Origin of the sequence: Ensifer sp. Root31 (assembly GCF_001424825.1) — a bacterium.
Classification (GTDB): Bacteria; Pseudomonadota; Alphaproteobacteria; order Rhizobiales; family Rhizobiaceae; genus Ensifer; species Ensifer canadensis.
The window spans coordinates 271,968-296,616 of the sequence record NZ_LMCO01000065.1; the positions used below are offsets into that span (position 1 = coordinate 271,968).

Annotated in this window: 22 protein-coding genes and 2 pseudogenes; 16 read left to right on the plus strand and 8 right to left on the minus strand. The window is 62.9% G+C overall.

All coding sequences use genetic code 11. From position 1 onward, the window contains the following. Positions 1–51 precede the first annotated feature (51 nt). The 3 genes from ASD00_RS34190 to ASD00_RS34200 all read left to right on the plus strand — a co-directional run bounded on the left by ASD00_RS34190 (position 52) and on the right by ASD00_RS34200 (position 4,639). Entirely contained in the window at positions 52–2,613 is a 2,562-nt protein-coding gene (locus ASD00_RS34190) for a fused MFS/spermidine synthase (RefSeq protein WP_234907894.1), read from the plus strand. A gap of 233 nt (positions 2,614–2,846) precedes the next feature. Next, on the plus strand, positions 2,847–3,383 hold the full coding sequence (locus tag ASD00_RS34195; protein WP_025428485.1) for an L-2-amino-thiazoline-4-carboxylic acid hydrolase: 537 nt from the start codon (positions 2,847–2,849) through the stop codon (positions 3,381–3,383). Then, on the plus strand, positions 3,380–4,639 hold the full coding sequence (locus ASD00_RS34200) for a Zn-dependent hydrolase (protein ID WP_038577813.1): 1,260 nt from the start codon (positions 3,380–3,382) through the stop codon (positions 4,637–4,639). Before ASD00_RS34195 ends, ASD00_RS34200 begins: the two co-directional genes overlap by 4 nt. A gap of 59 nt (positions 4,640–4,698) precedes the next feature. Here the strand turns inward: ASD00_RS34200 and ASD00_RS34205 are convergent, their stop codons facing one another. From ASD00_RS34205 to ASD00_RS34215, 3 genes are all read right to left on the minus strand, one after another. After that, positions 4,699–5,388 (minus strand): isochorismatase family protein, encoded by a 690-nt coding sequence (locus ASD00_RS34205; RefSeq protein ID WP_025428484.1) that lies wholly within the window; start codon positions 5,386–5,388, stop codon positions 4,699–4,701. 27 nt (positions 5,389–5,415) lie between these two features. After that, positions 5,416–6,042, minus strand: a complete 627-nt coding sequence (gene ycaC / locus ASD00_RS34210) for an isochorismate family cysteine hydrolase YcaC (protein WP_025428483.1) — start codon at positions 6,040–6,042, stop codon at positions 5,416–5,418. Positions 6,043–6,135: 93 nt separating this feature from the next. Further along, the gene (locus ASD00_RS34215) at positions 6,136–7,011 is read right to left on the minus strand and encodes a pirin family protein (protein WP_057211359.1); all 876 of its coding nucleotides are present in this window, start codon (positions 7,009–7,011) and stop codon (positions 6,136–6,138) included. 125 nt (positions 7,012–7,136) lie between these two features. Here ASD00_RS34215 and ASD00_RS34220 point away from each other — a divergent pair, with 125 nt between their 5' ends. Then, entirely contained in the window at positions 7,137–8,057 is a 921-nt protein-coding gene (locus ASD00_RS34220; RefSeq protein ID WP_057211361.1) for a LysR family transcriptional regulator, read from the plus strand. Between the two features lie 32 nt (positions 8,058–8,089). On the opposite strand, the gene ASD00_RS34225 is transcribed toward ASD00_RS34220, so the two are convergent. After that, entirely contained in the window at positions 8,090–9,319 is a 1,230-nt protein-coding gene (locus ASD00_RS34225) for an ROK family transcriptional regulator (RefSeq protein ID WP_025428480.1), read from the minus strand. 231 nt (positions 9,320–9,550) lie between these two features. On the opposite strand from ASD00_RS34225, the gene ASD00_RS34230 reads away from it, so the two are divergent. The 6 genes from ASD00_RS34230 to ugpC all read left to right on the plus strand — a co-directional run bounded on the left by ASD00_RS34230 (position 9,551) and on the right by ugpC (position 15,762). After that, positions 9,551–10,789 (plus strand): extracellular solute-binding protein, encoded by a 1,239-nt coding sequence (locus ASD00_RS34230; protein WP_025428479.1) that lies wholly within the window; start codon positions 9,551–9,553, stop codon positions 10,787–10,789. Positions 10,790–10,992: 203 nt separating this feature from the next. Next, complete coding sequence (locus ASD00_RS34235; protein ID WP_025428478.1) at positions 10,993–11,874, plus strand: sugar ABC transporter permease; 882 nt, start codon at positions 10,993–10,995, stop codon at positions 11,872–11,874. Further along, the gene (locus ASD00_RS34240; RefSeq protein ID WP_025428477.1) at positions 11,874–12,719 is read left to right on the plus strand and encodes a carbohydrate ABC transporter permease; all 846 of its coding nucleotides are present in this window, start codon (positions 11,874–11,876) and stop codon (positions 12,717–12,719) included. Before ASD00_RS34235 ends, ASD00_RS34240 begins: the two co-directional genes overlap by 1 nt. Beyond that, positions 12,716–13,741, plus strand: a complete 1,026-nt coding sequence (locus ASD00_RS34245) for an aminotransferase (protein WP_025428476.1) — start codon at positions 12,716–12,718, stop codon at positions 13,739–13,741. Before ASD00_RS34240 ends, ASD00_RS34245 begins: the two co-directional genes overlap by 4 nt. 3 nt (positions 13,742–13,744) lie before the next feature. After that, the gene (locus ASD00_RS34250; RefSeq protein ID WP_025428475.1) at positions 13,745–14,680 is read left to right on the plus strand and encodes a carbohydrate kinase family protein; all 936 of its coding nucleotides are present in this window, start codon (positions 13,745–13,747) and stop codon (positions 14,678–14,680) included. Beyond that, a complete protein-coding gene (gene ugpC / locus ASD00_RS34255) occupies positions 14,677–15,762 on the plus strand; it encodes a sn-glycerol-3-phosphate ABC transporter ATP-binding protein UgpC (RefSeq protein ID WP_025428474.1) in 1,086 nt (361 codons plus the stop codon). Before ASD00_RS34250 ends, ugpC begins: the two co-directional genes overlap by 4 nt. Positions 15,763–15,922: 160 nt before the next feature. Here the strand turns inward: ugpC and ASD00_RS34260 are convergent, their stop codons facing one another. The 4 genes from ASD00_RS34260 to ASD00_RS34275 form a co-directional block, all read right to left on the minus strand. Next, on the minus strand, positions 15,923–16,693 hold the full coding sequence (locus ASD00_RS34260) for an amino acid ABC transporter ATP-binding protein (protein WP_057211363.1): 771 nt from the start codon (positions 16,691–16,693) through the stop codon (positions 15,923–15,925). A gap of 13 nt (positions 16,694–16,706) precedes the next feature. Continuing rightward, positions 16,707–17,369, minus strand: coding sequence for an amino acid ABC transporter permease (locus tag ASD00_RS34265; RefSeq protein WP_057211365.1), 663 nt, complete (start codon positions 17,367–17,369; stop codon positions 16,707–16,709). A gap of 5 nt (positions 17,370–17,374) precedes the next feature. Further along, positions 17,375–18,037 carry an amino acid ABC transporter permease gene (locus ASD00_RS34270; protein ID WP_025428472.1) on the minus strand — a complete coding sequence of 221 codons (663 nt, stop codon included), beginning with the start codon at positions 18,035–18,037 and terminating at the stop codon, positions 17,375–17,377. A 72-nt stretch (positions 18,038–18,109) separates the two neighbouring features. Then, the gene (locus ASD00_RS34275) at positions 18,110–18,949 is read right to left on the minus strand and encodes a transporter substrate-binding domain-containing protein (protein WP_025428471.1); all 840 of its coding nucleotides are present in this window, start codon (positions 18,947–18,949) and stop codon (positions 18,110–18,112) included. A gap of 160 nt (positions 18,950–19,109) precedes the next feature. Here ASD00_RS34275 and ASD00_RS34280 point away from each other — a divergent pair, with 160 nt between their 5' ends. The 6 genes and pseudogenes from ASD00_RS34280 to ASD00_RS34300 all read left to right on the plus strand — a co-directional run. Next, positions 19,110–20,168 carry a D-TA family PLP-dependent enzyme gene (locus ASD00_RS34280; RefSeq protein WP_057211367.1) on the plus strand — a complete coding sequence of 353 codons (1,059 nt, stop codon included), beginning with the start codon at positions 19,110–19,112 and terminating at the stop codon, positions 20,166–20,168. 347 nt (positions 20,169–20,515) lie between these two features. Further along, on the plus strand, positions 20,516–21,541 hold the full coding sequence (locus ASD00_RS34285; protein WP_025428469.1) for a sulfate ABC transporter substrate-binding protein: 1,026 nt from the start codon (positions 20,516–20,518) through the stop codon (positions 21,539–21,541). Between the two features lie 227 nt (positions 21,542–21,768). Further along, positions 21,769–21,969 (plus strand): annotated as a pseudogene (locus tag ASD00_RS42190) (hypothetical protein); the annotation flags it as partial. A 99-nt stretch (positions 21,970–22,068) separates the two neighbouring features. After that, positions 22,069–22,746: pseudogene (gene cysT, locus ASD00_RS34290) on the plus strand (sulfate ABC transporter permease subunit CysT); the annotation flags it as partial. Further along, the gene (gene cysW, locus ASD00_RS34295; RefSeq protein ID WP_057211371.1) at positions 22,736–23,608 is read left to right on the plus strand and encodes a sulfate ABC transporter permease subunit CysW; all 873 of its coding nucleotides are present in this window, start codon (positions 22,736–22,738) and stop codon (positions 23,606–23,608) included. The pseudogene cysT and the gene cysW, both read left to right, overlap by 11 nt. Before the next feature lie 15 nt (positions 23,609–23,623). Further along, the coding region (locus tag ASD00_RS34300) for a sulfate/molybdate ABC transporter ATP-binding protein (protein WP_057211373.1) at positions 23,624–24,649 on the plus strand (1,026 nt) is incomplete at its 3' end.

Genomic DNA, 24,649 nt, shown 5'->3' on the forward strand with positions numbered 1-24,649 from the left:
CCCGAGCGCCGCCTTTTCTTTCTTTGCATTTAGAATCTATGGTGAGCCGGATTGACCGCAAAGAGTTCCGCGCCCGTACGCTCGGTCGATGTCGACGGGGCTAACGAGAGACAGGGCATGCAGCAACGGGCCTTTGCCATCAGCCCCGCAGTGGCCGGGTTCATGCTTTTCCTTTCCGGCGCGGCCGCGCTGATCTTTCAGGTTCTCTGGATCAAGCAACTCTCGCTCGTCACCGGTGTCGATGTCCATGCGGTCAGCGCCGGCGTCAGCGCCTTCTTTCTCGGCCTTGCCCTCGGCAGCTTCGCCATTGGTCGCTTCGGTGATCGTGCCCACCGTCCCTTGCGCCTCTATGCGCTGCTTGAGACCGGCGTCGCCCTGCTCGGCGTTGTCGCCACATTTGCACTGGCGCGGATCGCGCCTCTCTTCGTCTCGATCGAGTCGAGCTTGCCTGTTGTCGCGTGGGGGATGCTGATCCTGCTCGTCGCCACACCAGCCTTTCTGATGGGCGGCACGCTGCCTGTTCTTCTGCGCGGCCTGCAGTCGGCTCCCGGCGGGATCGGGACCAAAGGCGGACGCCTCTACGCTGCCAATACGCTTGGCGCGATCGTCGGCTGCCTCGCCGTCTCCTTCGTCATCATTCCAGCGCTTGGGGTCCAGGCCACCGGCCTTGCCGCCGCCGCTCTCGGGCTAACCGCCGCTGCTATCGGCTTCTTGCGCAGTTCGGCTTTCGCCGTCTCCGCGCCGGACGCATCGCCGGCATCGTCCACTGGCGAAGGTGGGTCTCGCCTGGCGCTTGTTCTCTACGCGCTCGCCGGCGGCGTCGCGCTCGGCTACGAGGTCGCCTGGTCGCAGGCGATCGTGCAATTTATCTCCACCCGCTCCTTTGCCTTCTCCGTTGTGCTTGCCACCTACCTTGCCGGCCTTGCGCTGGGCGCAGCACTCTTTGCGCGGCGGACCGATCGGCTTGCCGATCCCTGGACCGCGTTCGGCCTGCTGATTACCGCCGCCGGCCTCGTCGCCCTTTTCGAACTGGCTGTGCTCGGCACCTGGCTCACCGCCTGGCAGACGAATGCCGAAGCTACGGTCGCAGCCATGACGGGCAGCATCTTTGCCGGCATGAGCGCGCGGTTTGTCGTGGCGGCGCTGAGCATCGTTTTCGTTCCGACGCTGATCCTCGGTGCTGCCTTTCCAGTCGCGTTGCGCCTTGCGGTCAACCCCGCCCATGTCGGGCGCGATACCGGCCGTGTGCTGGCGTTCAACACGCTCGGCGGCATCGCAGGAACCCTGGTCACGGGCTTTCTGCTGATCCCGGCACTCGGCATCATCCGCAGCTTTGCCATATTGGCGGTCGTCGCCGCCGTGATCGGCCTTGTCGCAATCTTCAGGGGCAAAGGCAGCGTGCTTGCCGGCTCTCGCCTGGTCGTGCCCGTGCTCGGCGCCCTCACGCTTTTGCTTGCGGTCCTCGTGCCATCGGACCGGCTCGCCACTCTGCTGACGAAGTCGCGCAGCGACGGTAGAATCATTTCCTACGAAGAGGGCCTCGGCGCCACGGTCGCGGTTATCGAGCAGGGGCAAGCCGACCGCCGCTTCCGCCGGCTCTATATCCAGGGTGTTTCCAACACCGGCGATGCCATGCCGTCGCTGCGCTACATGCGGCTGCAGGCTTTGTTGCCGCTCCTCATCCACAAGGGCGAACCGAAGTCGGCGCTGGTGATCGGGCTTGGAACCGGCATTACCGCCGGCTCGCTGCTCGCCTATCCCGGGCTGGAACGCCGCGTGGCAGCGGAGCTATTGCCCTCCGTTGCGCGTGCAACAAGCCTGTTCAAGGGCAATTATGACGCAGCCAAGGATCCCCGACTTGAGGTCCGGCTGCGCGACGGGCGCCGCGAACTGCTGCGCAGCCAGGAACGCTACGACCTCATCACCCTGGAGCCGCCGCCGCCATCGGCGGCCGGCGTCGTCAATCTCTACTCGTCGGACTTCTACCGCCTCGCGCGCGACCGCCTGGCTGAGAATGGCATGGTCGCGCAATGGCTGCCGATCGCAACCCAGAACGACGAAGACACCCGCTCCCTCGTCAGGAGCTTCCTCGACACCTTCCCCGAAGCTACGCTCTGGTCGACGGAACTGCACGAGATGCTGCTCATCGGCTCGCTCGAACCGCAACAGCTCGACGCGACACGAATTGCCGACCGGATGAAAGAGCGCTCGATTGCCGCAGCCCTCGGCGAGGTCGGCATTTCCAGCCCCGCGGATCTGCTGGCGACCTGGATGATGGACCGCACGGGGCTGGAACGTTACGCGGGTTCTGCACTTCCGGTGACCGACGACCAGCCTCGGATCGAATATGCAAGCTGGGTGCGCCCCGACGAGTTGCAGCGCACCCTTCCGGCGCTGATCGCCCTGCGGACGGAACTCCCGCTCCTTGCCGCCGACCCCGCAGCGAAAGCATCGATTGCCGAGGCGCACAACCGGCTGCTGCTCTTCTACCAGGCCTCGCTCAATGCCTATGCCGGCTACCGCGCCGAATGGGCTCGCGACATGGAGCTGCTGATGCAGGTCGAGCCGGCCAATCCCTATTACAAATGGTTCGTTTCAAACAGTCAGCGATGACCGATTGGCTGAGGTGATCGATGCGGCTCCAAGCCCTGCGTCGGCACCTGCAAGCCGCGCTGCCAACCGCAACCGACCAAGAATAATTCCGCGAGAAATGCAGCTGGGCGCGAAATATTTGCGCAACAGCCCTTGTGAATGGGACGGATTTGCAACCCTGTCTCCGCGGTCACGGTATACTCTGTCGCTCAATCGAACCAACCATCTGTTGGACAGGGAGGCAGGGTATCTTCATGACAAACGAGGACAAGACCGGGGACGCGGCGACATCACGCGCCGCGATGGAAGGCGAGTTGGGCATTCTCGCACGGCGACGCATAGAGGCGGGCATTATCGCGCCGATCTATGAGGCAATGCGCGAAGAGATCGGCGAGGAGCGCGCCCAGGCTATTCTCGACAAGGCCGTCAGCCGCGCCGCGATCGAGGCCGGCAAGGCGTTTGCGGCGAAAACGCCTGGCGGTACCAACCTGCGGACATTCCAGGAGTTGCAGGATCTCTGGACGCAGGATGATGCCCTGACGATCGAGGTGACGAAGGCGACCGACGACGAATTCCACTACAACGTCAAGCGCTGTCGCTACGCCGAGACCTATCGCGAGATGGGGCTCGGCCATATCGGCCACCTGCTTTCCTGCAACCGCGACGGCGTGTTCTGCACCGGCTACGATCCGCGCATCACGCTCGAGCGCACGCAAACGGTGATGCAGGGCGCGTCCCATTGCGATTTCCGCTACCGCCTGAATGCTGAAGCAACCGGAGAGCAGAAATGACCACGGCGGGACAGCCAAGCAAAACCCCGGCCGCCGGCACCAACATGCCCCGGATCAACGGCGACCGGCTATGGGCTGATATCGTCACGACCGCTCGCTTCGGTGGCACCGACAAGGGCGGCGTCACCCGGCTGACACTGACGGAAGAGGACCGGCAGGTCCGCGACTGGTTCGTCGGCGAATGCCGCTCGCTTGGTTGCACGATCGACGTCGACGGGATCGGCAATATCTTCGCCACCTACCCCGGCGAAGATCCATCACTGCCGCCTATCGCCGTCGGCAGCCACCTTGATACCCAGCCGCAGGGCGGCAGGTTCGATGGCGTCCTCGGCGTTCTTGCCGGGGTTGAACTGATCCGCACGCTGAAGGAGACCGGCACAGTGCTGCGGCATGGCCTGACCGTCGTCAACTGGACGAACGAGGAAGGCTCGCGCTTCTCGCCGGCGATGATGGGGTCCGGCGTCTTTTCCGGCGCATCCTGCCTGGAAGCGATCGAGGCCCTGACTGACCGGGACGGGACGACCGTGAAGACGGCGCTCGAAACGATCGGCTATCGCGGCGAAATCCCTGTCGGACATGTGGGCTTTGCCGCCTATGTCGAACTCCACATCGAGCAGGGCCCGCTCCTGGAAGCGGCGGCGACGGAAATCGGCATCGTCACAGGCGTGCAGGGCGTGCGCTGGTTCGACGTCTCCATTACCGGGACGGAGGCGCATTCGGGCAGCACCCCGATGGCGCAGCGCGACGACGCGCTGGTCGCGGCCTCAGAGATCGTGCTTGCCGTGCGCGACATCGCCCGCCGTCATTCGCCCGGTGTCGGGACAACAGGCTTTGCCACGGTCGGCCCCAATTCCCGCAATGTCGTGCCGGGCACAGTGCAATTGCAGATCGATATGCGTCACCCTTCGGAAGCAGGCCTGAACCAAATGCAGGCCGCGCTGGAGCAGGCTGTCGCAGCGATCGATGCCGAGATCGGGCTCAAACACATCTGGTCGAAGCAGCCGGTTGTCTTCGATCCCGATATCGTCGATGCAGTGCGTGCCAGCGCCGAGGCACTCAGCTATTCCGCAACCGAAGTGGTCTCCGGTGCCGGTCACGATGCAGCCCATATCGCCGGCATCTGCCCGACGGCCATGATCTTCGTGCCTTCCAAGGACGGGCTGTCGCACAACGAGGCGGAATATTCCTCGCCTGAGGAATGCGCGCGCGGTACCGACGTCCTGCTGCAGACGGTACTGCAGATCGACCTGAAATAACGACAGATGTCGCCGGCAGGGATTTTCCCGCCGGCGACGTTTTCTCAGTGCGTGCTGGTTCAGCCGCGGGCTGAATCCAATTGCTCGTGCTCTTTCTCGACCTGCTGTGCCTTCAGGTAGCTTTCGATCAGCAACTGATATTCCGGGAAGATCTTGGTGTAGATCTCGGCCCATTGCTGCGCGTCGTCACGATGCCAGGTGCGCTGCAGCTCGGATGCGACGGCCGCCGTGTCCATCGGGACAACGCCCGCCTGGACGACGCGGGCAAGCGTGATCTCCTGCGCCATTTTCGAGTAGGTACCCGAAGCATCGACGACGGCGAAGACCTTGTAGCCTTCATGGACGGCGCTGATGGCCGGGAATGCCATGCAGACGCTGGTGATGGTGCCGGCAATGATCAGCGTCTTGCGGCCCGTCGCCTTGACGGCGGCCACGAAGTCCGGATTGTCCCAGGCGTTGATCTCGCCGCGACGCGCAATGTACGTGGCATGCGGCGCATTCGCATGGATTTCCGGGATCAACGGACCGTTCGGCCCCTGCGGCACCGACGCCGTGGTGATCACAGGCATCTTCGTCAGCGTCGCCATGCTTGCAAGGGCCGCCGCATGGGCGCGCAGCTTCGGCATCGGCATGTCGTTGACGGTCTGGAACAGCCCGCTCTGGTGATCGATCAGAAGCATGACCGCATCATCGGGATCGATGACCGGGCGAGCGCCGTTGAAGTTGGCGACATTGTTGACGTTCGTCATGGGTATTCTCCTGTTGCCAGACCGCAATTAGCGGGAAGCCTTGGTGGTGGTGTAGCTGCTGATCAGGTTGCGGTAGTCGGGGATATGGTTGGAGAACAGCGTTCCCAGCCCCTCGACGTCGTTGCGCCAATCGCGATGCAGCTCGCAGGCGAGACCAAACCAGGTCATCAGCTGGGCACCGGCCTGCGACATGCGATCCCAGGCCGAATGGCGGGTGATCTCGTTGAACGTGCCTGACGCGTCAGTGACGACGAAGACGTCAAAACCTTCCTCGAGGGCGGACAGGGCCGGGAATGCAACGCAGACCTCGGTGACGACGCCGGCAATGATCAGCTGCTTCTTGCCGGTGGCCTTGATCGCCTTGACGAAGTCTTCATTGTCCCAAGCATTGATCTGTCCGGGGCGGGGGATGAACGGTGCATCCGGGAACATTTCCTTCAGTTCCGGCACGATCGGGCCGTTCGGGCCATCCTCGAAGCTGGTCGTCAGAACCGTCGGCAGCTTGAAGTATTTCGCGAGGTCCGCGAGTGCCAGGACGTTGTTCTTGAACTTGTCGGGATCGATATCCCTGACCAGCGAGAGCAGGCCCGCCTGGTGGTCGACGAGCAGAACCGCAGCCTGATCCTTGTCGAGACGCTTGTAGGTTTTTGCCATAGTGAAGACTCCTTCATCTTTCGTCATGTCCGCGTGCTCTGGCCGTTGATCGGCCGTCATGGGCTCGGCGCGGAGTTCCGAGCCCCCGAGAACTCAAAGTGCCGGTTCGGACACAGCGCCGAAGCGCCCGTTCTGGAAGTCGGCGAAGGCCTGGCGGATTTCGTCGACCGTGTTCATCACGAAGGGGCCGTGCATGACCACGGGTTCATCGATCGGCTCGCCGCTCAAGACGAGAACGGTCGCATCGGAGCTGGCGTCGAGCGTAATGGCGCCGCCTTCGCGGCCGAGGAGGCCGAACTGGGCTTCGCCGATCAGATCGCTGCCGTTCACCAGCACGGTGCCGTGTAGCACCGCCAGGCCGACCGAATGGCTCTCAGGCAGGTCGAGTGCAAGAGAGCCACCCCGTTTCAGGCGGAGGTCCCAAAGATTGATCGGGGTAAATGTCTTCGCAGGTCCATTGCGACCGTCGAACGCGCCGGCGATCACCCGCAACGTCCCGGCATCCTCCGGCAGCGTCACCGTCGGAATGTCGCCGTTGACCAGCGTCTGGTAACCAGGCTTTGCGGATTTGGCGCGCGCCGGCAGGTTGACCCAGAGCTGGACCATCTCCAGCGTCCCGCCCTGTTTGGTGAAGGCGTCGGAATGGTATTCTTCGTGCAGGATGCCGCCGCCGGCCGTCATCCATTGCACGTCGCCGGGACCGATATGGCCGCCATTGCCTGCCGAGTCGCGATGATCCACTTCGCCGCGATAGACGATGGTCACCGTCTCGAAGCCGCGATGCGGATGCACGCCGACGCCACGCGGCCGGCTGTCCGGTGCAAATTCTGTCGGGCCTGCATAGTCGAGCAGCAGGAACGGGCTTGCATGTTCGCCGACGCTGTCATGGGACAGCAGCGAACGGACCGGAAAACCATCGCCAACCCAGTGCTGCCGGGCGTTTCCAAAAATGCCGAGTATCTTGCGCATTGGTGTTTCTCCTTGTGCATCGCCTTGCAAGCGATGACGTTGGGAGGAACATATTCTCGCGACAAATCTGGCGGTAGACAGCCAAATCGGACTATAGTGTCCTATCAATAGGACAATCATCCGCCATGCAGGACCTGAACGATCTTAAGCTTTTCGTCGATGTCGTCGAGCAGAACGGTTTTGCTGCGGCCGCGCGCAAGCTCAATATGCCGCGTTCGCGGCTGAGCCGCCGCATCGGCTTGCTGGAAGAACAGCTTGGCGTCCGCCTTGTTCAGCGTTCGACGCGCCACTTCGTCGTGACGGATATCGGCAGGGAGTACTATCGCCATTGTGTGGCGATGCTGGTCGAGGCGGAAGCCGCGCAGGAGGTGATCGACCGTATGCGCTCCGAACCGCAGGGCGTCGTGCATGTCAGTTGTCCCTCCTCGGTCCTCTATTTCCAGGTCGGCGAGATGATTGCCCGCTTCATGGCCGGCTGCCCGAAGGTCGAGGTGGTGCTCGAAAGCACCAATAGGCAAGTGGATGTGCTGCGCGAAGGCATAGACGTGGCCATCCGCGTTCGTTTTCCACCGCTCGAGGAGAGCGATCTCGTGATCAAGAGGCTGGCTGAAAGCGGGCAGCGCCTGGTCGCCAGCCCCGGACTGCTCGGTCAGGATGCACGACCGCTGAAGCCCGCCGATCTCACGGCCCTTCCGAGCCTGGCATGGAATTCCAACCGGCAGGAGCATGAGTGGTGTCTGGACGGTCCTGATGGTGCCAATGCCATTGTCCGCCATCACCCGCGGCTTGTCACCGAAGATATGGTGGCCCTGCGCCTCGCCGCCCTGAAAGGCGTCGGCGTCACCCAGCTGCCGACCATGGTCGTCAGGCAGGACCTGAAGGACGGAACGCTGGTCGACGTGCTGCCCGACTGGGCGCCCCGATCAGGCATCATTCACGCAGCCTTTCCATCGCGGCGCGGCCTGCTTCCCTCGGTCAGGGCTCTGCTCGACTTTCTCGCGGCCGAATATGCCGAACTTGCACGCCTTGACGAGCCGGGGACCTGATCGGCGCCGATGACGCGCCGCAAGCAGCAGCCTCAGGAATGGTCGGCGGCGCGGGTCTTCAGGATTGCCGAAAAGCGCGGGTCAAATGTGCGGCTGATCGGCTCGGCGGCAGCGCCGATCGCGACCGCCCAGGGATCGGTGAAGCCGACCTGCAGGCGCGGCAGACTGCGATCACGGCGATCGGCGAGTGACGGAAGCAGCGGTTGCATCGCATCCGTGACCAGCCGCGCCAGGCCGGGCGGAAGCCCGCCGCACAGGATCACCGTCTGCGGGTCGAAGATGGTTTCGAGTGCCTGGACAGCCGCGCGCAGTTCGTAGACGGCCGCATCCAGCCAACCGGGCAACCTGATATCTTCACTCTCCACGGCCGCATCAATGTGGGCATAGAGGTCCGGATCGGCAGGATCGAGCGCGAGTAGCTTGCACAGAGAGGCGATCGACGCGCGGTATTCAAGCGGGGTGCGCTCATGCTCGGCAGCACCGCGCGGCAGGCTGAGAATCATGCCGATCTCGCCGGCATTGCCATTGGCACCGCGATAAAGCTCGCCGTTGAGGATCAGCCCCGCGCCAAGGCCGTAGCCGAGATAGATGCAGATCGCGTGATCGACGCCATGGGCGGCGCCGACCAGGCGCTCGGCCGTCGCTGCAGCGGCCGAGTCGTTCTGCAGGCCGACATCGAGACCTGTGCCTGCAGCAAGCGTTTCGAGCAGCGGGAAATTCTGCCACGCCGCCATCATCCAGGGATCGTCAGCGTCGGCGTCGATACCGAAGGGACCGGGCATCGCCGCACCGAGCCCGACGAGGCGATCCTCCGATTGCGGCGCGATCGACGCCAGGTCGCTTCGGGTCTTTTCGATCAGGTCGAGAATGGTTTTCACGCCGGTCGCCGGCCCGCCCGCCGGAAGGTTGGCCTCCCGGCGCGCCAGGACCGTCCCCACCAGGTCGACGGCGATGGTGCGTGTGACGTGCCTGTCGATCTGCAGGCCGATCGCGAAGGCGCCCTCGGCAACCAGACGATAGGGCGTTGACGGCTGTCCCCGGCCGCTGCGAACGACTGCCAGCGACTGAACCAGCCCGTCACGCTCAAGCTCTTCGATGATGTTTGAAACCGTCTGCTTCGTCAGCGCCGTCGCACGGGCAAGATCGGCGCGGGACAGCTGCCCGTTCAACCGCAACGCGTCGATCATGACACGACGGTTGTGGGCGCTCGCCCCTTCCTGGTTGGTGCCGCTCTTTGCCCGGATCGGGCGTAAATCATTCATCCTCAAAACCCTCTTGACACTGTTAGAATATTGAACAAGAAATAAGTCAAGACAATTGACTTAATTGAGAGCCGCAAAGAGCTCCAGGGGAACGAAGGTCATGGCCAAAGGTCGTCACCAGCGCTCCGATAGATATGTCGACGGCCGTCCGCAAGCGGGCGGATTTCTTATATTCGGTGCACCGGGGAGGTGTATCGGCAAAACTGAACCGCTCAGTTATTGGAGGCAGGAATGTTGAAATCCATTAAAACCACGTTGCTCAGCGCAACCTTGCTCGGCTTGTCCTTTGCCGGCCACGCCTATGCTGAAACCACACTCAATGCGCTGTTCATGGCGCAGGCGGCCTATAGCGAAGCCGACGTGCGTGCGATGACCGAGGCCTTCACCAAGGCCAACCCGGATGTGAAGGTGAACCTCGAATTCGTTCCTTACGAAGGCTTGCATGACAAGACCGTGCTGGCCCAAGGCTCCGGCGGCGGTTACGACGTCGTGCTCTTCGACGTGATCTGGCCGGCCGAATACGCCGCCAACAAGGTGCTGGTCGATGTCTCCGACCGGATCACCGACGAGATGAAATCCGGCGTGCTGCCGGGCGCCTGGACCACGGTCGAATATGACGCCAAGCGCTACGGCATGCCGTGGATCCTCGATACCAAATACCTGTTCTACAACAAGGAAATCCTCGAGAAGGCCGGCATCAAGGCGCCGCCGAAAACCTGGGACGAACTGACGGAACAGGCCAAGATCATCAAGGACAAGGGGTTGCTCGCAACGCCTATCGCCTGGAGCTGGTCGCAGGCCGAAGCCGCTATCTGCGACTACACCACGCTTGTTAGCGCCTATGGCGGCAAGTTCATCGACGGCGGCAAGCCTGCCTTCACGTCCGGCGGCGGTCTCGACGCGCTCAACTACATGGTCACGAGCTATTCTTCGGGCCTGACAAATCCGAACTCGAAGGAATTCCTCGAGGAAGACGTTCGCAAGGTCTTCCAGAACGGTGAAGCAGCCTTCGCGCTCAACTGGACCTACATGTACAACCTCGCCAACGACCCGAAGGAAAGCAAGGTTGCCGGCAAGGTCGGCGTCGTGCCGGCACCGGGTGTTGCGGGCAAGAGCGAGGTGTCGGCCGTCAACGGGTCGATGGGCCTCGGCATCACCTCGACCAGCAAGCACCCGGACGAAGCGTGGAAGTACATCGTCCACATGACATCGCAGCCGACGCAGAATGCCTATGCCAAGCTGAGCCTGCCGATCTGGGCCTCGTCCTATGAAGACGCCAATGTCACCAAGGGCCAGGAAGAGCTGATCGCCGCCGCCAAGCTCGGCCTTGCCGCCATGTATCCGCGCCCGACGACGCCGAAGTACCAGGAGCTTTCGACAGCCCTGCAGCAGGCGATCCAGGAAGCGTTGCTTGGACAGGCCTCCGCCGAGGATGCACTCAAGACCGCCGCCGAAAACAGCGGTCTCTGATCCCACGGCTTCGACCTCCCGGGTGGCCCTGCCGCCCGGGACTTGCCGGAACGGTTTCACCGGCAATAGCATGAGCCCACGGCATAATTCCTTAAATCGGAATCGACTTAAGGAATTATGCGGCAGGTTTAAAGCGCTACAGCGTGCTTTGCGCGTCATATCTGATGCGCGGCGCTGTAGATGGCCTAAAAGGTTTCCATCCCATGTCCGGTACCTGGATAACAACACGCGCGTGGCTGCTGATGCTGCCGCTGCTCGCAGTCATGATCGCTGTCATCGGTTGGCCGTTGGTCGACACCGTCAGGCTTTCGTTCACTGACGCAAAGCTCGTCGGCACCGAAGGCAGCTTCGTCGGCCTCGACAACTATGCCAAGGTGCTCGGCGGTTCGAACTTCCTGCGGGCCTTGGTCACGACCACATGGTTTGCGGTTGTCTCGGTGACCGCCGAAATGGTGATCGGCGTGCTGGCGGCCCTGCTGCTCAATCAGCAATTCCGCGGCCGCACGGCATTGCGCGCCTTGATGATCCTGCCCTGGGCGCTGCCGACGGTCGTCAACGCGACGCTGTGGCGGCTGATCTACAATCCGGAATATGGTGCACTGAACGCGGCCCTGACGCAGATCGGCCTGATCGACAGCTATCGCTCCTGGCTCGGCGAGCCTGGCTCGGCGCTGACAGCCCTGATCGTCGCCGACTGCTGGAAGAACTTTCCGCTCGTTGCCCTGATCGCGCTTGCAGCTCTCCAGGCGGTGCCGCGCGACATCACGGCCGCCTCGCTCGTCGATGGCGCAGGCCCGTTCAACCGCTTCCGCTATGTCATCATGCCCTATCTCGCCGGCCCGTTGCTCGTGGCGCTGGTGCTGCGCACGATCGAAGCCTTCAAGGTCTTCGACCTCATCTGGGTCATGACACGCGGCGGCCCGGCCAACAGCACGCGCACGCTGTCGATCCTCGTCTATCAGGAAGCTTTCTCGTTTCAGCGGGCAGGGTCCGGCGCCTCGCTGGCGCTGATCGTCACACTGCTGGTGACCGTACTTGCGGTCGCCTATGCCGCACTTGTGCGCAAAGCCGCGGGAGCCACCTGATGGAACGCCAGAGCCCACTGTTCACTGCCTTCATCTACGCCTGCGCCCTGTTGCTGACGGCCGTCATCCTGGCGCCTGTTGTGTGGCTCTTCGTCATGAGCATCTCGTCTGCGGCCGACCTTTCGGCAAAGCCGCTCAACTGGTGGCCTGATGAGATCGATCTGTCGCGCTATGGGCTGCTGCTGACCACGCTCGAAAACACCGCCGGCGCGGCCTTCGTCGCTTCGCTCTTCAACAGCCTGAAGGTCGCCGGCATGGCGACGCTTGCCGCCATCGCCGTTGCCATTCCCTCGGCCTGGGCCGTGTCGCGCACGCCCACCGTCTCCTGGTCGCTTTACGCGGTGATCGCCACCTACATGCTGCCGCCGGTGGCGCTTGCGGTGCCGCTCTATATGGGCCTTGCCACTCTCGGCCTGTTGAATTCGGTCTTCGGCCTTGCACTCGTCTATCTCACCATCCTTGCGCCCTTCACCACCTGGCTGCTGAAGTCCGGCTTCGATTCCATTCCCAAGGAGATCGAGAGCGCTGCCATGATCGACGGCGCCAGGCTGGATCAGATCCTCAGGCTGATCACCCTGCCGCTCGCCGCCCCCGTGATGGCGACCTCGGCACTCTTTGCCTTTCTGCTTGCCTGGGACGAATTCTTCTATGCGCTGCTGTTCACCTCGGACCTGCGCGCAAAAACCCTGACGGTCGCCATCGCCGATCTCGCCGGCGGCCGCGTTTCCGACTACGGACTGATTGCGACCGCCGGCGTGCTAGCCGCCCTGCCTCCGGTGCTGATCGGCCTCATCATGCAAAAAGCCCTGATCTCCGGGCTCACCAGTGGCGGCGTCAAGGGATGACCATGAGCGATACCAGAAACCGCCCGGCCGGGCTCATTGCAATCGACCGTGAAATGGCCCGTCAGGCTTCAGACGCCGTCGCCTCGTTCCACGCCGCACAGGCGCTCACCGGCAGGATCGCTGCATCGCTCAGATCGACCGGCAAGCTGCTACTGCTCGGAATGGGCGGCTCGCATGCGGTTGGTCGCGCGCTCGAACCGCTCTACCGGGCCCACGGCATCGATGCTATCGCGCTGCCGCTGTCCGAACAGCTGGGCCAGCCGCTGGCGATCGAAGGCAAGACGATCCTCGTCACATCGCAGTCCGGTGAAAGTGCGGAAGTTCTGCGCTGGTTCGCCGAGACCAACGGGGCGACCGGCGACACCTTCGGCCTGACCCTCGAAGAGGGTTCCTTCTTGGCCCGCAGCGCCCCATCGCTGGTCGGGGTCGGTGGCACCGAAAAGGCATTTGCCGCGACACGCAGCCTGACGATCAGCTTCGCGCTGCACCTCTCGATCCTTGCCGCCCTCGGAGACGACGCATCCGCGGCACTGCAGGCGATCGAAGCACCGCAGACGCCCGACACAACGTCGGCGCTCGCAGCGCTTGCGGATGTCCGCGCCGTGGTAACGTCCGGCCGCCAACTTCAGGGACTTGCCGAAGCGATCGGGCTCGGTCTGACCGAGTTGTCCCGGCTGCCCTGCTTCTCGCTCGAAGGCGGGCAGCTGCGGCACGGGCCAATGGAAATGCTCGGCCCGTCGGTCGGCGTCGTCTTGTTTCGCGCCGCCGATGCAACTGCCGGCCTCGTCAGCGTCATGGCGGTTTCCGCAGCCGAAGCCGGTTCTCCGGTTGTCGTCTTTGATGCCTCCGGCGAGGCACCAATCGCTGGCGTGACCACGCTTTCCTTCAAACCGGCCGCCGGCATGGCCGCGATCTTTGCGATGCTGCCGGTGGCGCAGTTGTTCATGATCGCCTTTGCCGAGGCGCGTGTCGTCGATGCCGGAACGCCGGTCCGATCGACCAAGATTACCCGGAGCGAATGAAGCATGCGTCCTCTTGTCGTCATCGGCAACGTCAACGTCGATCTGATCCTCGGGCCGGCCGCACCCTGGCCAAAGGCCGGCACCGAAGTCATCGTCGATCACGATGAGCTGCGCGTCGGCGGCTGCGCCGGCAACAGCGCGCTTGCCTGGGATTCGCTCGGTGTCGATTATGCGATCGCCGCCAACATCGGTAACGACCAGTTCGGCACCTGGCTGAAAGACGCCTTTGCCGAGCGGGCCAGTGGCTGGCCGGTCGAAAACGTCGGCACGACGCTGTCGGTCGGCATTACCCATCCGGACGGCGAGCGCACCTTCTTCACCACCCGTGGACACCTACCGCTCTTAAATTTCGACGAAATCCGGACAATGCTCGACGGCGAGCACCTGCGTGGCGGTCTGGCGCTGCTTGCCGGCTCCTTCCTCACCGACGCGCTGACCGCCGCCTATGACGATGTCTTCGACTGGGCCGAGGCGCATGACATCGCCGTGGCACTCGACACCGGCTGGCCGCTCGACGGCTGGACGGATGCCAACTGCGCGGCGACGATCGGCTGGCTGAAACGCTGTCGGCTCGCGCTCTTCAACGAGGTCGAGACGACGACGCTGACGGGCCTTGTCGATGCGGCAGAGGCAGCGCGCGCGCTCAAGTCCCACATGCCGGCCGACGCGATCGTCGTCGTCAAGCGCGGGCCGAACGGCGCCCTTGCCCTCGGCCCGACCGGAGACATCGTCTCCATCGTCGCGCCCACGGTCAAAGTGATCGACACGATCGGCGCGGGCGACGTGTTCAACGCCGGGTTCCTTGCAGCCCTTGCCGCCGGAATGCCGCTGGAAAACTGCCTTCGCACCGGCGTCACCATCGCCTCTGAGGCAATCTCGACGCTGCCGCGCAGCTATGGAAAACCCTTGTCCGCCTTTCTTCAGGAGACGATCGCATGAGCGCGCTTGAGATCCACAACATCCACAAGCGCTACGGCGAAGTCGAAACGCTGAAGGGCATCGACATCGCGCTGGAAAGCGGCGAGTTTCTCGTGCTGCTCGGCTCTTCGGGCTGCGGCAAGTCGACCCTGCTCAATATCATCGCCGGCCTTGCCGAGCCGAGCGGTGGCGATATCCGCATCGGGCCTCGGTCGATCATCGGGATGCACCCAAAGGATCGCGACATCGCCATGGTGTTCCAATCCTATGCGCTCTACCCAAACATGAGCGTTGCCCGCAACATCGGTTTCGGCCTCGAAATGCGTAAAGTTCCGGCGCCGGAACGGGAAAAGGCGGTCATTGAGACAGCGAAGCTGCTGCAGATCGAAAACCTGCTTGAGCGCAAGCCGAGCCAGCTCTCTGGCGGCCAGCGACAGCGCGTCGCCATCGGCCGGGCGCTCGTGCGAAACCCGCAGGTTTTCCTCTTCGACGAGCCGCTGTCGAACCTCGATGCCAAGCTGCGGATGGAGATGCGCACCGAGCTGAAGCGCCTGCACCAATTGCTGAAGACGACGGTTGTTTATGTCACCCATGACCAGATCGAGGCGATGACGCTTGCTACGCGCATCGCCGTCATGCGCGACGGCCGCATCGAACAGCTCGGCACGCCGGAAGAGATCTACGATCGCCCGGCCACGCTTTATGTCGCGGGCTTCGTCGGCTCGCCGCCGATGAACATTTTTGAGGCTGAAGTATCAGACAGCAGTTTGCGCGTGGAAGGCGGCGACCAGCCGATCGCCCTGCCGGCGCGTTTTCATGGCAAGGTGCAGAATGGCCAACGCGTCAAGGTCGGCATCCGCCCGGAGGCGCTGCGGCTGGCAACAGCCGAGTCCAATGCACTGCGGCTGACGGCGCGCGTCGAGGTTGTCGAGCTGACCGGCCCGGAACTGGTGGTGACGGCGCGCATCGGCGACCAGCGCATCACCGCCTGCCTGCCGCCGCGCACGCAGCTGGCCATCGATGCGGAGCGAACATTCGCTTTCGACGAGGGCGCCTTGCATCTGTTCGACCCGGAAACCGGTCGGTCCTTGCTTTCCGGTTGATGCGGAAAGGGGCTCGCTCGGTCCCGGCGCCTATCGCGTACCCAAAGCGAGTGGCGAAGTGACGTTCGATATGTCGACCTGCGGCGGAGGCGCCGCAAGCACTGTTCCGCGGCCCTCATGCCCGGATGCCACGACCGCCCCTGCCAACGGTATTTGTGCATCAGTTGAACGACGAGGTTTTCAGGAATTCGGCCAGGCGCTCAGTCTGCGGCTTCAGGAACATCTCCCGCGGATTGCCCTCTTCGCCGATGCGCCCCTGGTTCATGAAGATCACCCGGGAAGACACCTCGTAGGCAAACCGCATCTCGTGCGTCACGAGCAACATGCTCATCCCGTCCTCCGCCAGCCCCTTGATCACCTGCAGCACCTCGTTGACAAGCTCCGGATCGAGCGCAGAGGTCACCTCGTCGAACAGCATCAGCTTCGGGTTCATGGCAATCGCCCGGGCGATCGCTACGCGCTGCTGCTGACCGCCCGAAAGCTGGCCGGGATAATGATCCCTGTGCGAGAGCAACCCCACCCGGTCGAGCCATTTCTCGGCCACCGACAGTGCTTCGTCCCGCCCCATGCCGCGCACCTTGATAAGGCCGAGCATGACGTTCTTCGCCGCGCTCATGTGCGGAAAGAGGTTGAACTGCTGGAACGCCATGCCGGTCATTGCCCGCTGGCGGGCGATTTCCTTTTCCCGCTTGCGCCGCCTGACGCCGGCGACGGTGTCATAGCCGATCTCCTGGCCGTCAATGCGGATCGACCCGCCCTGGAACTCCTCCAGCATGTTGATGCAGCGCAGCATCGTCGTCTTGCCCGAGCCGCTGGAGCCGATGATCGAAATGACCTCGCCCTGCGCCATTGTGCAATCGACGCCCTTCAGCACCTCGACGGGGCCATAACGCTTGTGGAGGTCGCGGATTTCAAGAAGTGCCTGGGTCATCGGATCCGGTGCCTCACGATGGGACGGCTGTCTTGCGCTCGACGTAACGGCCGAAGCGCTCGATGCTGTAGTTGATGACAAAATAGAGGAAGCCGGCGAAGAAATAGAACTCGAGGCTCATGAAAGTGCGCGAGATCAGCTCCTGCGTGCGCAGCAAAAGCTCGGCGACGCCGATGATCGACAGCAGCGTCGAAGCCTTGACCATTTCGGCGGCGGTATTCACCCAGGCCGGCAAGGCCTGCCGCAAAGCCTGAGGACCAAGGATATAGGCAAAAGTCTGCGGGAATGTCAGGCCGATCGCCTTGGCCGCCTCCGTCTGTCCCTTGGGGATCGCCTGAAGCGCGCCGCGGACCAGTTCACCCACATGCGAGCTGCAGAAAACCGAAAGGGCAAGGATGCCGGCCTGGAACGGCCCGAGATCAATGCCGATGGTGCTGAGCACGTAGTAGCTGGCGAGAACCAGCACCAGTACCGGCGTGCCGCGGATGAAGTCGGTATAGCCGCGCACGATGAAGCGCACGGGTTTGTAGCCGTAGGTCAGGGCGAGACCGACGAAGACGCCGAGCACCGTCCCGACAACGATGGACAGGAAAGAAATGGAAACCGATACGCCGAGACCCTTGAGAAGGGGGATGCGGGCGATCCAGAGCTGGTCGAGGAATGCGGAAAGATCCATGGCGATCACCTCGGCACGGCAAGTCGGCGCTCGACCGCGCGCATCAATGCGGCGAGAAGCGAACAGGTGGCGACATAGAGGCAGCTGGCGACGATCCACGTCTCAATCACCCGGAAGCTTTCGACATTGATCTTGCGCGCCTCGAAGGTCAGTTCGGGAACGGCGATCGCGGCTGCAAGCGAGGTATCCTTGAACAGGGAGATCATCGTGCTGCCGAGCGAGGGAAGTACATTGCGCAGCATCAGCGGCAGGATAATCGAGGTGCGGATCTGCATTTCCGTGAGCCCGATCGCCAGTCCCGCCTCCCTTTGGCCAGGAGGCACGGAAAGCAACCCGCCGCGGAACACCTCGGCGAGATAGGCGCCGGAATAGATCGCCAGCGTCAGCACGAAACTCTCGATCTTACCTAGCCTGACGCCAAGCTGCGGCAGGGCAAAGTAGCTGAACAGCACCAGCACCAGGATCGGCGTGTTGCGGATCGCGGTCACATAGAAGCCGGCCGGCTTGCGTAGAACCATGGACTTCGACACCAGCCCGAAGGCGGTGACGAGGCCGATGAGACAACCGGCGAGGATCGCCGCGAAGGCGAGGCCGAGACTGAGAGCCAGACCTTCGAGCAGAAGGTCGAAAGACCGCCAGACTGCGGCGAAATTCAACTGATAACCCATGTCTTCAGCCATCCATGCCGACAGGACAGGCGTCGATCCCGCACGAGTACGGGATCGACCGAACGGAAGCGCCTACTTGAATTCGACCGGAAAGCCGATCTGCGGCGGCGTCAGGTCCTTGCCGAACCAGGTCTTGAACGACTTCGCATAGAAATCGAAATCCACCCCGGTCATGGCTTCGTGCAGCGCGGTGTTGACGAAGTTCAGCCAGTCCTGATCCCCGCGCTTGACGCCGCAGGCATAGGTCTGCGGGTTCCAGCCATAGCCGGCGTCCTTGTAGCGATCGGGGTTCTGGGTCATGTACCAGGCAAGCGACGACTGGTCGGTGGCCACAGTATCGGCCCGGCCGGATTCGAGCGCCTGATAGATGAGGTCGACAGATTCATACTGATCGACGGTCGCTTCCGGCAATGCCGCATGAACCATCGCCTCGGCATAGACGTTCTGCAGAACCGACACGGTCACCGATGAACCCGCCGCCTTCAGCGCCGCATAGTCGGCATATTTGCCGTCCGACTTCAGCATCAGGCCGACGCCTTCGCGATAATAGGGGATGGTGAAGGCGATCTGCTGGGCGCGCTCGCCGGTCACCGTCATGAACTGGCAGGTGATGTCCACCTTGTTGGTGGTGATGTTCGGGATACGGGCGTCTGATGACTGGTTGACGTATTCGATCTTTTCCGGGTCGCCGAACAGCGCCTTGGCGATGATCCGGCCCATGTCGACATCGAAGCCCTGCAGCTTGTCTTCGGCGCTCTTGAAGTGCCACGGTGCATTGGTGCTGCCGGTGCCGAGCACGAGATGACCGCGCGCGAGAATTTCGTCGAGTTTGCTCGCTGGCTGCTGCGCCTGTGCCGGCAAGGTAATGGAGGCGGCTGCGATGGCGGCAGCCGCGAGAACTGTCTTGATCATCTGCATTCTCCCATTTTTGGGTTCCCGTCATTATTCCATTATACAGTATTACAATCCTGAATAATGGATTGACGTATGAAATGCCGACGGTCATAACTTGTCAAGGGTGGATGATGTAGCTTCCCCGTGTGCCGCGCCCGACAAAAGGAAGTGATGAGCGATGCCCCTGCCGATCGAAACGCCCGCCGTGCTGGTCGATATCGAGATCGCCAAGCGCAACATCCGCACGTTCCAGGACTACGCGGACATCAACGGCATCCGCGTTCGGCCGCATATCAAGACCCACAAGTTGCCGCAGATGGCCGAGCTGCAGCTCGACGCCGGCGCCATCGGCATCACCTGCCAGAAGGTGACCGAAGCTGAAGCGATGGTGGACGGTAGTGCGCGGATCAACGATGTCCTCATCACCTACAACATTCTCGGAACGCCCAAGCTCGACCGGCTCGAGCGCCTTAATGGACGCATCGCGCTGGCAGTCGTCGCCGACAACGAGACGGTCATCAATGGACTTTCCCGTCACTTCTCGACCAAGGGCAAGCCGCTTCGGGTGTTCGTCGAATGCAACACCGGCGCGGACCGTTGTGGCGTCGCTTCGCCCGTGGAAGCCGCCCGTCTGGCCCGCCTGATCAATGATGCCAAGGGTATCGAATTCGCCGGCCTGATGACCTATCCGCCAATCGCCGGCGAGGCAAAGGTTCAGGCCTTCATGAGCGAGGCCAAGCGCCTGATCGAGGCGGACGGCCTGACCGTGCCTGCGATCACCTCGGGCGGCACGCCGAGCATGATGCATTCGGCCGGCGCGCCGATTGCATCCGAATATCGGCCCGGCACCTATATCTACAACGACCGCTCCCTCGTTTCGCGCGGCGTCGCAACCTGGGACGACTGCGCCCTCACCGTACTGGCGACCGTCGTCTCGGTGCCTTCTGAGCACCGTGCGATCATCGATGCGGGCAGCAAGGTTCTGACCGCCGACCTCCTAGGCCTCACCGGCTATGGCCATGTGCTTGGCCGCGACGACATCCGCATAGACCAGCTCTCGGAGGAACACGGCCGACTTGTGACCGACGGACCGATCGGCCTGACGGTCGGGCAGCAGCTGCGCATCGTTCCCAATCATGCCTGCGTCGTGACCAACATGGTCGACGCCGTGCATATCGTCGAGGGTGACGAGCCGAAGGCCATCTGGCCGATCGTCGCCCGTGGCCACGTGCTCTAGCGGGTTTGTTGCTGCGGCAACCGTTCTTTGGCTGAGTTTTCCTAGGCCCCGCTTCGTCCCAGAAGGGTCGCATCCCTAGCAGTCCCGTGCCCAAACCGCGTCCATACGGCCGCCCGATCACATAGCCCATCCGGAATTTTGATGTGCGCGTCAAAGGGCTCATGCTATTCTCCGCCCGGTTCGCCACTGACAGGAGATCGGCGACCAGACGGGCGTTGGGCAAACCGTTCCTTAAAAAGGCACAACAACGATAGGACTTTTCCCGATAGCCACCTCCCGCATCATCAGTTTGCGTTGAAGCAGTCAATTAAATTGATAGTTTTATCTGGTAACCGATGGAGGTCGAGATGGGCTTTGGACGAATTACCGGAATTGTGGGACTGGCAATTGTAGTCGGAGGCCTGCAGCTTGGTGCTGCAAGTGTGGCTTTTGCCGACACGACGATCCTGAACGTGTCCTATGACCCGACACGTGAACTTTACAAGGACTTCAACGCTGCCTTCGCTGAAAAGTGGAAGGCGGACACCGGCGAAACCGTGACGATCCAGACATCGCATGGCGGCTCCGGCAAGCAGGCCCGCTCCGTGATCGACGGACTGCAGGCCGACGTCGTGACGCTGGCGCTTGAGGCGGACATCGACGCGATCGCCAAGGAAACCGGAAAGATCCCGGCAGACTGGAAGACCAAGTTCGAAAATAACAGCGCACCCTACACGTCGACGATCGTCTTCCTGGTGCGCAAGGGCAACCCGAAAGGCATCAAGGACTGGGGCGATCTCGTCAAGGACGACATCCAGGTGATCACGCCGAACCCGAAGACCTCGGGCGGCGCGCGCTGGAACTTCCTGGCAGCCTGGGCCTACGCACGTGCGGCCAATGGCGGCGACGATGCCAAGGCGCAGGCATTCGTTACCGATCTGTTCAAGCATGTGCCGGTGCTCGATACCGGTGCGCGCGGCTCGACCACGACCTTCGTCCAGCGCGGCCTTGGCGACGTGCTGCTCGCCTGGGAAAACGAAGCCTATCTTTCGCTCGAGGAACTCGGCCCGGATAATTTCGACATCATCACGCCGTCGATCTCGATCAAGGCCGAGCCGCCGGTCGCGCTGGTTGACGGCAATGTCGATGCCAAGGGTACGCGCAAGGTCGCCGAGGCCTATCTCGGTTACCTCTACAGCGACGCCGGCCAGAAAATCGCTGCGAAGCATTACTATCGCCCGTTCAAGCCGGCGGCTGCCGACCCCAAGGATGTCGCTCGCTTCGGTGATCTCAAGCTGGTGACGATCGAGGACTTTGGCGGCTGGAAGGAAGCGCAACCGAAGTTCTTCGGCGACGGTGGTGTGTTCGACCAGATCTACAAGCCGGGGCAATAATCGACCCTGTTCATGACATGAGAAGATCGGCCGGACCATTCGATCCGGCCGATCCCGTGCTACAGCGCCGCGCGTCAAATATGACGCGTAAAGGGACGCTGTAGCGCTTTGAACTTGCTGCAAATTTCCTCGTAAAACCGTTTCCGATTTGAGGAGGAAATTGTGCAGTGGGCCCACATGGGGATTGCGGGCATCATTGAGGACCGCTTGGGTTTTTTGCCTTGGGCATGAGAGGTGAGTTGGATTTGAGAGAGCATGGCCACAACAGGCGCTGGCGGTTTCGYCAGCCGAGTGTGCTTCCGGGGTTTGGTCTGGCGCTCGGCGTCACGCTATTCTGGCTGGTTTTGATCATCCTCATTCCTTTGTCGGGCCTGATCTGGCGTTCGAGCGGCCTCGGCTGGTCGCAGTTCATGACGCTGGCGCTCGAAACCCGCACGCTCAATGCACTCAGGATCAGTTTCGGCACGGCCTTTGTCGCCGCCATCGTCAATCTGATCTTCGGCGTCATCCTCGCCTGGGTGCTGGTNACCCGCACGCTCAATGCACTCAGGATCAGTTTCGGCACGGCCTTTGTCGCCGCCATCGTCAATCTGATCTTCGGCGTCATCCTCGCCTGGGTGCTGGTGCGCTATCGTTTCCCCGGCAAGCGGGTGATCGACGCCATGGTCGACCTGCCTTTTGCGCTGCCGACGGCGGTCGCCGGCATTGCGCTGGCGACACTGTATGCCCCGAACGGCTGGATCGGCGCGCTGCTGGCCCCACTTGGCATCAAGATCGCCTTTACCCCCGTCGGCATCGTCATCGCGCTGATCTTCGTCGGCCTGCCCTTCGTCGTCCGGACCGTGCAGCCGATCATGGAGGAGATCGACAAGGAAGTGGAGGAGGCCGCCGCCACGCTCGGCGCCAGCCGCTTCCAGACGATCCGCCGGGTGCTGTTGCCGGGRCTGCTGCCRGCTGGGCTGACCGGCTTTGCGCTCGCCTTTGCCCGCGGCGTCGGCGAATACGGCTCGGTGATCTTCATCGCCGGCAACCTGCCCTACGTCTCCGAGATCGCYCCGCTCTTGATCGTCATCCGGCTGGAAGAGTTTAATTATCCCGCSGCCACCGCCATTGCCGCGGTGATGCTGGTGATCTCCTTTGCCATGCTGCTCGTCATCAACTCGATCCAGGCCTGGAGCCGGCGGAGATATGTCTATGTCGCCTGATCTCGCTACAGCCGCCCATCACGTGCGCGCCGCCACCTCGGAAAGCCGCTTTGCTCGCTTAAGCCTGACGCTGGCAGCGCTTGCCTTCGTCGCCTTGTTCCTGCTGCTGCCGCTGGCCGCCGTCTTTACCGAGGCGCTGCGCAAGGGACCGGCCGARTTCCTGTCGGCGCTTGGCGATGCCGAGACCTTCTCCGCCATCCGCCTGACGCTGATTGTCGCCGCCATCGCCGTGCCGCTCAACCTCGTCTTCGGCGTCGCCGCCGCCTGGGCGATCGCCAAGTTCGAGTTCATCGGCAAGGCCTTCCTGACGACGCTGATCGACCTGCCGTTCTCGGTCTCGCCGGTGATCTCCGGTCTGGTCTTCGTGCTTCTGTTCGGCTCGCACAGCCTCATCGGCCCGTGGCTGCAGAGCCATGGCATCCAGATCCTGTTTGCCGTGCCGGGGCTGGTGCTGGCCACCGTCTTCGTCACCTTCCCCTTCGTTGCCCGCGAACTGATCCCGTTGATGCAGGAACAGGGCACCAGCGACGAGGAGGCGGCGCTGTCCTTGGGCGCATCCGGCTGGCAGACCTTCTGGCATGTGACGCTGCCCAACATCAAATGGGGGCTGCTTTACGGCGTGCTCCTGTGCAACGCCCGCGCCATGGGCGAGTTCGGCGCGGTGTCGGTGGTCTCGGGCCATATTCGTGGCCAGACCAACACCATGCCGTTGCAGGTGGAAATCCTCTATAATGAATATAACTTCGTCGCCGCCTTTGCGGTTGCGACGTTGCTGGCGCTGCTGGCGCTGGTCACCCTCGTCTTGAAAACGGCGCTCGAGCTTCGCTACAGCGCCGAGATCGCCGCCAGCCGCAGGCATTGAAAGGTCCGGATCGTCATGGAAGTCCGCGTTCAGAACATACGCAAGGAATTCGGCCGCTTTCCGGCGCTCGACGATGTCTCGCTCGACATCCGCTCGGGCGAGCTGATCGCGCTGCTCGGCCCCTCCGGCTCGGGCAAGACGACGCTGTTGCGGCTGGTCGCCGGTCTCGAAAGCCCGACCGACGGCACGATCTTCTTCGGCGACGAGGATGCCTCGCAAAAGACCGTGCAAGAGCGCAACATCGGCTTCGTGTTCCAGCACTATGCCCTGTTCCGTCACATGACGGTGCTCGACAATGTCGCCTTCGGGCTGAAGGTGCGTCCGGCCAACCGCCGGCCACCGGCGGCCGACATCCGCAAGCGCGCGCTTGATCTCATCGATCTCGTCCAGCTCTCCGGGCTTGAGAAGCGTTATCCGGCGCAGCTGTCGGGCGGCCAGCGCCAGCGCGTGGCGCTCGCCCGCGCCATGGCGGTCGAGCCGAACGTGCTTCTGCTCGACGAGCCCTTCGGCGCACTCGATGCCCAGGTCAGGAAGGAACTCAGGCGCTGGCTGCGCGAGATCCACGACCGCACCGGCCACACCACCATCTTCGTCACCCATGACCAGGAAGAGGCGCTGGAGCTTGCCGACCGGGTGGTGGTGATGAGCAAGGGCACGATCGAACAGGTCGGCACCCCCGACGAGATCTACGACCATCCGGTSTCGCCGTTCGTCTACGGCTTYATCGGCCAGTCGAACGCGCTKGCCGTCACCCTTGCCAACGGCGAGATCTGGTTCGAGGACCGGCCGATCGGCCTCAGAGCCCCGACCGAGCCCGACGGCCCGGCCACCCTCYACTTCCGCCCGCACGACATCGAGCTGATCGATGGCTGCGGCGGCTGTCTCGCCGGCCTGGTCACCGCCAGCCGCCGCGTCGCCGGYACCCGCCATCTCGAACTCGACCTCGGCCGCAACCATCCGCATGCCGAAATCGAACTGCCACCCGAACGCACCACAACACAGGACCGCGCAAGGGTCGCATTCCGCCCGACAAAGTGGAAG

What these genes read in the sequence shown, in the direction of transcription:
- ASD00_RS34260 (WP_057211363.1), bottom strand. Translation starts at nt 16,693, where the DNA reads ATGACCCAGGCACTTCTTGAAATCCGCGACCTCCACAAGCGTTATGGC.
- ASD00_RS34235 (WP_025428478.1), top strand. Translation starts at nt 10,993, where the DNA reads ATGTCCGGTACCTGGATAACAACACGCGCGTGGCTGCTGATGCTGCCG.
- ycaC (WP_025428483.1), bottom strand. Translation starts at nt 6,042, where the DNA reads ATGGCAAAAACCTACAAGCGTCTCGACAAGGATCAGGCTGCGGTTCTG.
- ugpC (WP_025428474.1), top strand. Translation starts at nt 14,677, where the DNA reads ATGAGCGCGCTTGAGATCCACAACATCCACAAGCGCTACGGCGAAGTC.
- ASD00_RS34195 (WP_025428485.1), top strand. Translation starts at nt 2,847, where the DNA reads ATGACAAACGAGGACAAGACCGGGGACGCGGCGACATCACGCGCCGCG.
- ASD00_RS34265 (WP_057211365.1), bottom strand. Translation starts at nt 17,369, where the DNA reads ATGGATCTTTCCGCATTCCTCGACCAGCTCTGGATCGCCCGCATCCCC.
- ASD00_RS34205 (WP_025428484.1), bottom strand. Translation starts at nt 5,388, where the DNA reads ATGACGAACGTCAACAATGTCGCCAACTTCAACGGCGCTCGCCCGGTC.
- ASD00_RS34240 (WP_025428477.1), top strand. Translation starts at nt 11,874, where the DNA reads ATGGAACGCCAGAGCCCACTGTTCACTGCCTTCATCTACGCCTGCGCC.
- ASD00_RS34230 (WP_025428479.1), top strand. Translation starts at nt 9,551, where the DNA reads ATGTTGAAATCCATTAAAACCACGTTGCTCAGCGCAACCTTGCTCGGC.
- ASD00_RS34280 (WP_057211367.1), top strand. Translation starts at nt 19,110, where the DNA reads ATGCCCCTGCCGATCGAAACGCCCGCCGTGCTGGTCGATATCGAGATC.
- ASD00_RS34220 (WP_057211361.1), top strand. Translation starts at nt 7,137, where the DNA reads ATGCAGGACCTGAACGATCTTAAGCTTTTCGTCGATGTCGTCGAGCAG.
- ASD00_RS34275 (WP_025428471.1), bottom strand. Translation starts at nt 18,949, where the DNA reads ATGATCAAGACAGTTCTCGCGGCTGCCGCCATCGCAGCCGCCTCCATT.
- ASD00_RS34285 (WP_025428469.1), top strand. Translation starts at nt 20,516, where the DNA reads ATGGGCTTTGGACGAATTACCGGAATTGTGGGACTGGCAATTGTAGTC.
- ASD00_RS34245 (WP_025428476.1), top strand. Translation starts at nt 12,716, where the DNA reads ATGACCATGAGCGATACCAGAAACCGCCCGGCCGGGCTCATTGCAATC.
- ASD00_RS34200 (WP_038577813.1), top strand. Translation starts at nt 3,380, where the DNA reads ATGACCACGGCGGGACAGCCAAGCAAAACCCCGGCCGCCGGCACCAAC.
- ASD00_RS34225 (WP_025428480.1), bottom strand. Translation starts at nt 9,319, where the DNA reads ATGAATGATTTACGCCCGATCCGGGCAAAGAGCGGCACCAACCAGGAA.
- ASD00_RS34250 (WP_025428475.1), top strand. Translation starts at nt 13,745, where the DNA reads ATGCGTCCTCTTGTCGTCATCGGCAACGTCAACGTCGATCTGATCCTC.
- ASD00_RS34270 (WP_025428472.1), bottom strand. Translation starts at nt 18,037, where the DNA reads ATGGGTTATCAGTTGAATTTCGCCGCAGTCTGGCGGTCTTTCGACCTT.
- ASD00_RS34215 (WP_057211359.1), bottom strand. Translation starts at nt 7,011, where the DNA reads ATGCGCAAGATACTCGGCATTTTTGGAAACGCCCGGCAGCACTGGGTT.